Source organism: Pseudomonas sp. LAMO17WK12:I10 (genome assembly GCF_900215185.1).
GTDB classification, from domain to species: Bacteria; Pseudomonadota; Gammaproteobacteria; order Pseudomonadales; family Pseudomonadaceae; genus Aquipseudomonas; species Aquipseudomonas chlororaphis.
In genome coordinates this window covers 1-1,511 of the sequence record NZ_OBDX01000087.1, presented here as the reverse complement: position 1 = coordinate 1,511, position 1,511 = coordinate 1, and the positions used below count along the sequence as shown (strand labels likewise).

Below are 1,511 nucleotides of genomic sequence, written 5' to 3'. Positions count from 1 at the left end.
GGCCCGGCCACCAGTGCACCTGTGCTGTCGAACATTTTCGACTCTGCGCCACCCAGCTTCTCGCCAGTCGGGCTGTAGCCACCCGGCGTGACGGTGGAGAACGACGGGCTGAGGGCGTCATTGGTGCTGCCATCCCCCCCCTTGAACATACCGGCCGGCACCTCCAAGTGGTATTTGTTCGACAGGTCCAGGTCATGCTTGGGGTTGAGAGTGACGCTACGACCGTCCGCACTAAGCTTGAGCTCGCCGCCAGTGGAGCTGGTCACAATACCATTGACAACCGTAAAGATCAGGGTCTGGCTGTTGTCGCTGGTCTCGTCCTTGAAACCCTGCTTCGTTGCGTCGTTGCTGTCGTTGACCAGTTTGATGGTCCAGGTACCGTCAGCAAGCGTCACCGGCGCACTCGACTTCAACACCAGATCCGAACGCACATCCAGGTTCGCCACCCCCTGCAGTTCGCTGCTCAATGCCAGCGTTCCATCCACAGTCACGGGGCGACTACTCTCGGAGACATTACCGGCCGCGTCGGTCACTTTCGCATGCAAGGTGGTCGTGCCATTGGCCGGCATTTGATCGCTGGTAAAGGTCGCAGTCCACTTACCGTCCTTATCCGCCACAACATCCTTGACAACATCGCCCCAGGTCAACTTCACGGTGCTACCGGCTTCGGCAGTGCCATTAACCACTACACCCGCGGCCGACTCGCCTGTATCGACAATATCGTCACCGGCCACCACACCGATGACCGGGGCAGCCACGCTTGTATCCACTGCGATGGAACTGGTGTTAGGGGAAGAGGTGTTGCCCACTGCATCGGTAACAGTTGCGCTCAAGGTTGTATTGCCGTCGGCTGGTACCTGGTCGCTAGTAAAGGTCGCGGACCACTTGCCGTCCGCACCGGCCACAACCTCCTTGACCGCACCTCCCCAAGTCAATTTCACCGTGTTGCCTGCTTCGGCGGTACCGCTGACGGTAACCCCGGCAGCCTTCGCCGCACTATTGACGACAGCAGGAACGCTGCTAATCACCGGTGCAGCCCCGGCATGGGTATCTATTTCGATGGCCTGCTTGGTTGGGCTCGACGCGTTACCCGCCGGATCGGTGACTGTGGCGGTCAGGGTTGTATTACCGTCGGCTGGCACTTGATCGCTGGTAAAGGTCGCGGACCATTTGCCATCCATATCAGCCACGACTTCCTTGGCAGTATCGCCCCAGGTCAATTTCACCGTGCTGCCCGCTTCGGCGGTGCCGCTGACGGTAACCCCGGCAGCCTTCGCCGCACCATTGACGACAGCAGGAGCACTGCTAATCACCGGTGCAGCCCCGGCATGGGTATCTATTTCGATGGCCCGCTTGGTTGGGCTCGACGCGTTACCCGCCGGATCGGTGACTGTGGCGGTCAGGGTTGTGTTGCCGTCGGCCGGCACCTGGCTGCTGGGAAAGGTCGCGGACCACTTACCATCCGCACCGACCACGACCTCCTTGACCGCACCGCCCCAGGTCAATTTCAC

Annotated in this window: 1 protein-coding gene; it reads right to left on the bottom strand. The window is 60.6% G+C overall.

The features are described from left to right. Nucleotides 1–1,511: Ig-like domain-containing protein (locus CRO75_RS32210; RefSeq protein WP_177409822.1), on the bottom strand; the 1,511-nt coding region annotated here is incomplete at both ends.